This window comes from Streptomyces sp. NPDC060209, from assembly GCF_042728155.1.
Lineage (GTDB): Bacteria > Actinomycetota > Actinomycetes > Streptomycetales > Streptomycetaceae > Streptomyces.
This window is the reverse complement of record NZ_JBHWZS010000372.1, coordinates 1-7,847: the sequence shown is the minus strand read 5'-3', so window position 1 is coordinate 7,847 and position 7,847 is coordinate 1. Positions and strand designations below refer to the sequence as shown.

The window sequence follows — 7,847 nt, the reverse complement described above, 5'->3', positions numbered from 1 at the left end:
AGGCTGGAGGACGGTGGCCTCGGTCACCGTACGGCACTTCCGTACGGAGCCTCGGTGCGTGCGGGGCGGAAGGGTGGCCCAGGAGGGAAGGGGTCAGCGGCGGCGGCGGTGGAGCGCCACCGCGGCAGCCGTTCCCCCGGCCAGGGCGCCGACGCCGGCCGCGGCCGGGATGCCGACCTTGGCCGCCTTGCGGCCGGTGCGGTAGTCGCGCAGCCGCCAGTCCAGCGAGCGGGCGTGCTTGCGCAGTTTGGAGTCAGGGTTGATCGCGTACGGGTGGCCGACCAGGGACAGCATCGGGATGTCGTTGTGCGAGTCGCTGTATGCCGCGCAGCGCTCCAGGTCCAGGCCCTCGGCCGCCGCCAGGGCGCGTACGGCCTCGGCCTTCGCCGGGCCGTGCAGGGGTTCGCCGACCAGTCGACCGGTGTAGACGCCGTCGACCGACTCGGCGACCGTGCCCAGGGCGCCGGTGAGGCCCAGGCGGCGGGCGATGATCGTGGCGGTCTCCACCGGGGCGGCGGTGACCAGCCAGACCTTCTGGCCCGCGTCGAGGTGGGCCTGGGCGAGCGCGCGGGTGCCGGGCCAGATGCGGTCGGCCATGTACTCGTCGTAGATCTCCTCGCCGATGGACATCAGCTCGGAGACGCGGTGGCCCTTGACGATGGACAGCGCGCTGTCGCGGGCGTCCTGCATGTGCTCCGGGTCCTCGACGCCGGCCAGCCTGAACCAGGCCTGCTGCCAGGCGAAGCGGGTGAGCTCGCGCCGCTGGAAGAACTTCCGCTTGTACAGGCCGCGGCCGAAGTGGAAGATCGCGGCGCCCTGCATCACGGTGTTGTCGAGGTCGAAGAAGGCTGCGGCCCGGGTGTCCCCGGCCACCGGGAACGGGGTGTCCCCGGCCTCTTCGAGGGCGGTCGGCAGCTCTTCGGCGGCGGACGGAAGTGCCGACTTCCGCGCGGCCTCGGCTGCGGCCTCGCCTGCGAGCACGCTGCGTGCCGTGGCGGGGCGCCTGCGGGGGGTGAGCCATCCAAGAGCGGCCATGTCGTGAGCATAGCCATTCCGTTCGTCTCTTCCCGACCCGGCGGGATGCGGCGGTGTGAACTCTCCGGAACCGGGGCGTTAAACGGGTGATTCCGCGACCTCGCCAGGCCCGGTCGGGTGCTGGGGGAGGCGCAGAATGAAGGTATGAGTGCTCTGCTGCGTCGTACGAAGAAGAAGCCCGCGGACCGGGTGGTGACCCTCGTGGGGAAGCCGGGGTGTCACCTCTGTGACGACGCGCGGCGGGTGGTGAGCGCGGTCTGCGAGGAGACCGGCGCGTCCTGGGTGGAGAAGGACATCACGCAGGACGAGGCGCTGCACAAGGAGTACTGGGAGCAGATCCCGGTGGTCCTGATCGATGACGAACAGCACACGTTCTGGCGTGTGGACCCGACGCGGCTGCGCACGGCGCTGCGTACGTGAGGGGGCTTCCTTGGTGAAACCCGGTTAACATCATGGGCGTTTTGAGTGGTCTCGGGGGCGTGGACATGAGGAGTGTGTACCGTCTTGCCCCCTTCGCGCCCGCAACGGGCTGATGGCGTCCCGGGTTCCGGGATCATGCAGGGAATATGCGTGACCCCGGTCACTTTGACCAGACAAAACGGACACTATCTTTGTGCACGCGTTCACAAAGACATAGCCTGCTGTCGACGGGGCGGTCATAGGACATACGGCCGCCTGCAGCCCCGCTCATCCCGCAGGAGCACCGTGGCAACTGGCCGAACTCACCGACCGGCGACCCGTAGCCGAGGAATTCCCGAGGCCACCGTCGCCCGGCTTCCGCTGTATCTCCGCGCACTGACAGCGCTCTCCGAGCGCTCGGTTCCCACGGTTTCCTCCGAGGAGCTCGCTGCGGCGGCGGGAGTCAATTCCGCCAAGCTGCGCAAGGACTTCAGTTACCTGGGCTCCTACGGCACACGCGGTGTCGGGTACGACGTCGAGTATCTCGTCTACCAGATCTCCCGCGAGCTCGGGCTCACCCAGGACTGGCCGGTCGCGATCGTCGGCATCGGTAACCTCGGCGCGGCCCTCGCCAACTACGGCGGTTTCGCCTCCCGTGGTTTCCGGGTCGCCGCCCTGATCGACGCCGACCCCGCGATGGCGGGCACGCCGGTGGCCGGGATCGCCGTCCAGCACACCGATGACCTGGACCGGATCATCAGCGACAACGGTGTGTCCATCGGCGTCATCACCACCCCGCCCGGTGCGGCCCAGCAGGTCTGCGACCGGCTCGTCGCCGCAGGGGTGACCTCCATCCTGAACTTCGCGCCGACGGTGCTCTCCGTGCCCGACGGCGTGGACGTGCGCAAGGTCGATCTCTCGATCGAGCTGCAGATCCTCGCCTTCCACGAGCAGCGCAAGGCCGGCGAGGAGGCCGCCGCCGAGGGCAGGGCCGGGGTGGGCGGGGACTCCGACGCCGACGAGGCGCCGCCGATGCGTGCCACGCCCACCGGCCGGAAGGGACCTGACGGGGACATGCCCGCCGTGATGCCGGCATGAGTCTCCTGGTCGTAGGACTGAGCCACCGCAGCGCCCCCGTCTCCGTGCTGGAGCGGGCGTCCCTGGCGGTCGAGGCCCAGACGAAGCTGCTTCAGGACACCCTCGCCGCGGAGCCCGCGACCGAGGCCGCCGTCCTGGCCACCTGCAACCGCATCGAGCTGTACGCGGACGTGGACAAGTTCCACGCGGGTGTCGCCGAGCTGTCCACCCTGCTCGCGCAGCACAGCGGGGTCGGGCTGGACGAGCTCACTCCTTATCTTTATGTGCACTACGAGGACCGTGCCGTCCACCACCTCTTCTCGGTGGCGTGCGGGCTGGACTCGATGGTCGTCGGCGAGGGCCAGATCCTCGGCCAGATAAAGGACGCGCTCGCGCTGGGGCAGGAGCTCCACACCGCGGGGCGCCTGCTGAACGACCTCTTCCAGCAGGCCCTGCGGGTCGGCAAGCGCGCCCACAGCGAGACCGGGATCGACCGGGCCGGGCAGTCGCTCGTCACCTTCGGTCTCGAGCAGCTGGCCGACGGCGCCGATGTCGCGGAGTGGGCGGCCGGGAAGCACGCCCTGGTGATCGGCGCGGGCTCGATGTCCTCGCTCGCCGCCGCCACCCTGGCCCGTGCGGGTGTCGAGGAGATCGTCGTCGCCAACCGGACCCGGGCCCGTGCCGACAGGCTCGTCGAGATCCTCGGCCAGGCCGGTGTCCCCACGGCGCGCGCCGTGGAGATGGGCGGGGTCGGGGACGAACTGACACGTGCCGATGTCGTCGTGTCCTGTACCGGCGCGACCGGCCTCGTCCTGACCGCGGAGGCCGTCGCCGCCGCGCTCGGCGTCGACTTCGACACCGCGGCACAGGCGCCCGAGACTCCCGCCGCGCTGTCCGACGAGCTGGACCAGCACGCGGCGTGGGTGGAGAACGGGTCCGCCACCGCTGCCGCTCAGGACCGGGCCGTGCGCCGGGTGCCCGCTCGGCCGGCCTCCACCGGCCCCGCCCGGCTGCACCTGCTCGACCTCGCGATGCCGCGTGACATCGACGGAGCCGCTCACCGCGTCGCCGGTGTGCGCCTCGTCGACATCGAGTCGCTCGCCGAGGCGTCCGCGGACGCCCCGATGGCCGCCGATGTGGACCAGGTGCGCACCATCGTCGCCGACGAGGTCGCCGCCTTCGGAGCCGCCCAGCGCGCCGCCCACATCACCCCGACCGTCGTCGCCCTGCGCACCATGGCCGCCGATGTGGTGGCCGGCGAGATCGCGCGGCTCGACGGACGCCTCCCCGACCTGGACGAGAAGCAGCGCGCCGAGATCTCGCAGACCGTGCGCCGCGTCGTCGACAAGCTCCTGCACGCGCCCACCGTGCGGGTCAAGCAGCTCGCCAGCGAGCCCGGCGGTGCCGGGTACGCCGATGCGCTGCGGGAACTCTTCGACCTCGACCCGCAGACGGTGGCCGCCGTCTCACGGGCAGACCTGAACGACCCGAATAGAGGGCGGTCATGACCGACAACTCACCCCTGGGCGGGGAGACCACAACACCGCTCCGGCTAGGCACCCGGCGCAGCAAGCTCGCCATGGCGCAGTCCGGCATGGTGGCTGACGCGGTCCGTGAGGTGACCGGGCGTGCCGTCGAGCTCGTCGAGATCACCACGTACGGGGACGTCTCCCGGGAGCACCTGGCGCAGATCGGCGGGACCGGTGTGTTCGTCGCGGCCCTGCGTGAGGCGCTGCTGAGCGGCGAGGTGGACTTCGCGGTCCACTCGCTCAAGGACCTGCCGACCACGCAGCCCGAGGGGCTCGTCCTGGCCGCCGTGCCGCCGCGCGAGGACCCGCGCGACGCACTGGTGGCGCGGGACGGGCTGACCTTCGAGCAGCTGCCGCCCGGTGCCCGCATCGGCACCGGTTCCCCGCGCCGCATGGCGCAGCTCAACGCGTACGCCCGCTCGCACGGCCTCGAGATAGAGACCGTCGCCATCCGCGGCAACGTCGATACGCGTATTGGTTTTGTACGAAGCGGGGAGCTGGACGCGGTGGTACTCGCCGCCGCCGGGCTCAGCCGCCTCGGACGCACGGACGAGGTCACCGACTTCCTGCCGGTCGACACCGTCCTGCCTGCTCCCGGCCAGGGAGCACTGGCGATCGAATGCGCTGAAAGCAGCGCGGACCTCGCCGCAGCTCTCGCCGAGCTCGACGACCCGTACACCCGGGTCGCCGTGACCGCCGAGCGCGCCCTGCTCAACGCCCTGGAGGCCGGCTGTTCCGCACCTGTGGGTGCGCTGGCAGACCTCTTGGCCGACGGGCAGGTTGTCAACGAACTGCGCCTGCGCGGTGTCGTCGGTTCAACCGACGGTACTTCCCTGGTGCAGCTGTCCATCACCGGTCCCGTCCCCACGTCGCACGACGACGCGGCGGCCCTCGGTCGCGAGCTCGCGTCCGAGATGCTTGCCAAGGGTGCGGCCGGTCTTATGGGGGAGCGAGCACTTTGAGCCCCACCGGCCCTGTCGTATCCGACTTCCCTGTCCTGTCCTCAGGGCATGTCACCTTCCTCGGCGCCGGTCCCGGCGACCCTGGACTGCTGACTCTGCGCGCTGTCGAAGCGCTTGCGAGCGCGGACGTCCTTGTAGCCGAACCGGACGTTCTCGACGTCGTTCGCTGCCATGCGCGGGCAGGGGTAAGCACGCCTGAGATGACGGTTGTTGACACAGCGTCAACACCCGCCGGAGTACCCGTCCTCAGGGATGCCGCCAATCTTGTCATGGAGGCAGCGAAGGGCGGCAGGCGGGTGGTGCGTGCCGTCACGGGCGACCCCGGCCTGGACGGCAACACGGGCGCCGAGATGCTCGCCTGCGCTGCCGCGGGTGTGCCTTTCGAGGTCGTGCCCGGCATCGCGAACGCGGTCGGTGTGCCCGCGTACGCCGGTGTGCCGCTGCGTGACGCGCAGGGCGCCGATGTGCGCTTCGTCGACGCGCGTACCGCATCCGACCGCTGCTGGTCCGAGGTCGGCGCGAGCGACGCGACGGCCGTCGTGTCCACGTCGCTCGACTCGGTGGCCGCGGCCGCCGGTGAGCTGGTCTCGGCCGGGCGCAAGCCCGACACCCCGCTCACGGTCACGATCGCCGGGACGACGACCCGCCAGCGCACCTGGACGGCGACCCTCGGGACGATCGCCCAGGTGCTGAAGCAGGCCAAGGTCCTCCCGTCGCCGGACGGGCACCTGCCCGTCATAGCCGTGGTCGGGGAGCGCAGCTCAGCCGCCCAGCGCGACCAGCTCGCGTGGTTCGAGTCCAAGCCGCTGTTCGGCTGGAAGGTGCTCGTGCCGCGTACGAAGGAGCAGGCTGCGTCGCTCTCCGACCAACTGCGTTCCTACGGCGCCGTGCCGCACGAGGTTCCGACGATCGCCGTCGAGCCGCCGCGTACGCCCCAGCAGATGGAGCGTGCGGTCAAGGGCCTGGTCACGGGCCGCTACGAGTGGATCGCCTTCACCTCGGTGAACGCGGTGAAGGCCGTGCGGGAGAAGTTCGAGGAGTACGGGCTCGACGCCCGTGCCTTCGCCGGGATCAAGGTCGCGGCCGTCGGTGAGCAAACCGGCGCCGCGCTGGTCGACTTCGGTGTCAAGCCGGACCTGATGCCGTCCGGTGAGCAGTCGGCCGCCGGTCTGCTCGAGGACTGGCCGCCGTACGACCCGGTCTTCGACCCGATCGACCGGGTGTTCCTGCCGCGTGCCGACATCGCCACCGAGACCCTGGTGGCCGGCCTCATCGAGCTGGGCTGGGAGGTCGACGACGTCACCGCGTACCGCACGGTCCGCGCTTCGCCGCCGCCGGCCGACACCCGCGAGGCGATCAAGGGCGGCGGTTTCGACGCGGTGCTCTTCACCTCCTCCTCGACCGTCCGCAATCTGGTCGGTATCGCGGGCAAGCCGCACAACGTGACGGTGATCGCGTGTATCGGCCCCGCCACGGCGAAGACCGCCGAGGAGCACGGCCTGCGGGTCGACGTCCTGTCCCCGGAGCCGTCGGTCCACAAGCTGGCCCAGGCGCTGGCGGACTTCGGCGCGCAGCGCCGGGACGCGGCCAAGGAGGCCGGTGACCCGGTGACCCGGCCGAGCGAACGGCGCCCCGGCGCGCGCCGCCGCCGGACGACCACCTGAGGGTCGGCGACGGATGTGTGGGCCCGGCTGCTCCTTCACGGAGCGGCCGGGCCCTGCCCGTTCCCCCGGCTGTTTTTCCGGCTCGGTTGTCGGTAAATCGGTGATGTGTGCGGGTCTAGTCTCGAAGGATGACTGAGTACGGAAACTTCCCCGGCTCGCGGCCCCGCCGGCTGCGGACGACCCCCGTCATGCGGCGCATGGTCGCCGAGACCAGGCTCGACCCGGCGAATCTGATCCTGCCCGCGTTCGTGCGCGAGGGCATCGACGCCCCGGTCGCCATCTCGGCCATGCCGGGTGTGCAGCAGCACACCCTGGACACGCTGCGGAAGGCCGCTGTCGACGCGGTCGCGGCGGGCGTTTCGGGGATCATGCTCTTCGGCGTGCCGCTGGACGAGAAGAAGGACGCCCGGGGCACGGCGGGCACCGACCCGGAGGGCATTCTCCAGGCCGGTCTGCGGGCGGTGCGCGAGGAGGTCGGCGACGACCTCGTGATCATGTCCGACCTCTGTCTGGACGAGTACACCGACCACGGCCACTGCGGGGTGCTGACCGAGGACGGCCGCGTCGACAACGACGCCACGCTGGAGCGGTACGCGGAGATGGCCCAGGTGCAGGCGGACGCGGGCGCGCACGTGGTGGGCCCCAGCGGCATGATGGACGGTCAGGTCGGCGTGATCCGTGACGCCCTGGACCAGACGGGCCACGAGGACGTGTCGATCCTCGCCTACACCGCGAAGTACTCCTCCGCCTTCTACGGCCCGTTCCGCGAGGCGGTGGGCTCCTCGCTCAAGGGCGACCGCAAGACGTACCAGCAGGACCCGGCGAACATCCGTGAGTCGCTGCGCGAGCTGGCGCTCGACCTGGAGGAGGGCGCCGACATGGTCATGGTCAAGCCGGCCGGTCCCTACCTGGACATCCTCGCCAAGGTCGCCGACGCGGTGGACGTGCCGGTCGCGGCGTACCAGATCAGCGGTGAGTACGCGATGATCGAGGCCGCTGCCGAGAAGGGCTGGATCGACCGGGACGCGGCGATCCTGGAGAGCCTGACGGGCATCCGGCGCGCGGGTGCGCGGATGATCCTGACGTACTGGGCGACGGAGGTCGCGCAGAAGCTCGGGCGCTGACGCGCTGCGCAGGGTCCTGGAGCGGGTCACGACAGGTCGTGACCCGCTTTTCACGAC

7 protein-coding genes are annotated in these 7,847 nt (G+C 71.0%); 6 read left to right on the top strand and 1 reads right to left on the bottom strand.

Translation table 11 applies throughout. From position 1 onward, the window contains the following. Positions 1–93: 93 nt before the first annotated feature. Positions 94–1,035 (bottom strand): HAD family hydrolase, encoded by a 942-nt coding sequence (locus tag ACFWFI_RS38540; protein WP_387399844.1) that lies wholly within the window; start codon positions 1,033–1,035, stop codon positions 94–96. Positions 1,036–1,179: 144 nt separating this feature from the next. On the opposite strand from ACFWFI_RS38540, the gene ACFWFI_RS38535 reads away from it, so the two are divergent. From ACFWFI_RS38535 to hemB, 6 genes are all read left to right on the top strand, one after another. Next, the gene (locus tag ACFWFI_RS38535) at positions 1,180–1,455 is read left to right on the top strand and encodes a glutaredoxin family protein (protein ID WP_387399841.1); all 276 of its coding nucleotides are present in this window, start codon (positions 1,180–1,182) and stop codon (positions 1,453–1,455) included. A 285-nt stretch (positions 1,456–1,740) separates the two neighbouring features. Beyond that, positions 1,741–2,532: a redox-sensing transcriptional repressor Rex gene (locus ACFWFI_RS38530; RefSeq protein ID WP_387399838.1), complete on the top strand. Its 792-nt coding sequence runs from the start codon at positions 1,741–1,743 to the stop codon at positions 2,530–2,532. Beyond that, complete coding sequence (locus ACFWFI_RS38525) at positions 2,529–4,019, top strand: glutamyl-tRNA reductase (protein ID WP_387399836.1); 1,491 nt, start codon at positions 2,529–2,531, stop codon at positions 4,017–4,019. The genes ACFWFI_RS38530 and ACFWFI_RS38525 overlap by 4 nt, the downstream gene beginning before the upstream one ends. Further along, complete coding sequence (hemC, locus tag ACFWFI_RS38520) at positions 4,016–5,002, top strand: hydroxymethylbilane synthase (RefSeq protein WP_387399833.1); 987 nt, start codon at positions 4,016–4,018, stop codon at positions 5,000–5,002. The genes ACFWFI_RS38525 and hemC overlap by 4 nt, the downstream gene beginning before the upstream one ends. Beyond that, positions 4,999–6,666, top strand: coding sequence for a bifunctional uroporphyrinogen-III C-methyltransferase/uroporphyrinogen-III synthase (locus ACFWFI_RS38515; RefSeq protein ID WP_387399831.1), 1,668 nt, complete (start codon positions 4,999–5,001; stop codon positions 6,664–6,666). Before hemC ends, ACFWFI_RS38515 begins: the two co-directional genes overlap by 4 nt. 128 nt (positions 6,667–6,794) lie before the next feature. Then, a complete protein-coding gene (gene hemB, locus ACFWFI_RS38510; RefSeq protein ID WP_387399828.1) occupies positions 6,795–7,790 on the top strand; it encodes a porphobilinogen synthase in 996 nt (331 codons plus the stop codon). Positions 7,791–7,847: the final 57 nt, after the last annotated feature.

Excerpts from the sequence above, each read along its gene's own strand:
- ACFWFI_RS38540 (WP_387399844.1), bottom strand. The coding sequence starts at position 1,035 with ATGGCCGCTCTTGGATGGCTCACCCCCCGCAGGCGCCCCGCCACGGCA.
- ACFWFI_RS38535 (WP_387399841.1), top strand. The coding sequence starts at position 1,180 with ATGAGTGCTCTGCTGCGTCGTACGAAGAAGAAGCCCGCGGACCGGGTG.
- ACFWFI_RS38525 (WP_387399836.1), top strand. The coding sequence starts at position 2,529 with ATGAGTCTCCTGGTCGTAGGACTGAGCCACCGCAGCGCCCCCGTCTCC.
- hemC (WP_387399833.1), top strand. The coding sequence starts at position 4,016 with ATGACCGACAACTCACCCCTGGGCGGGGAGACCACAACACCGCTCCGG.
- hemB (WP_387399828.1), top strand. The coding sequence starts at position 6,795 with ATGACTGAGTACGGAAACTTCCCCGGCTCGCGGCCCCGCCGGCTGCGG.